Here is a 432-nt window from a genome sequence, read left to right as displayed (position 1 = left end):
CAAACACAGTAAGAGGTCTACCGGAAGGAGTAACGTTTGATCCTAGAAAAAATACAATAAGCGGTGTAGCGACGAAGGTCGGCACCTATCCAATCGTAGTGATAAGCACTGACGCTGAGGGTAATAGTGTTGAGACAAAATTCAATATCAAAGTTGTAGATACGACAGCACCGACGGTGAAAGAGATTAGTAATCAAACCAAAGAGGCCAATACCGTAATCGACGAAATTGTGATAGATGCCACAGATAATAGCGGTCAGCCAGTGACAAACACAGTCAGAGGTCTACCGGAAGGAGTGACGTTTGATCCATCAACAAATACAATAAGCGGCATAGCCACAAAAGTTGGAACTTATCCAATTGTAGTGACAAGCACTGACGCCGATGGCAATAGTGTCGAGACAAAATTTAATATTAAAGTTGTAGACACAA

Annotated in this window: 1 protein-coding gene; it reads left to right on the top strand. The window is 42.1% G+C overall.

All coding sequences use genetic code 11. The features are described from left to right. The coding region (locus HMPREF3267_RS11195; protein WP_176746107.1) for a putative Ig domain-containing protein at window positions 1-432 on the top strand (432 nt) is incomplete at both ends.

The organism is Staphylococcus sp. HMSC62D11 (assembly GCF_001839145.1).
Taxonomy (GTDB): domain Bacteria; phylum Bacillota; class Bacilli; order Staphylococcales; family Staphylococcaceae; genus Staphylococcus; species Staphylococcus lugdunensis.
This window is presented reverse-complemented; position numbering and strand designations above follow the sequence as displayed.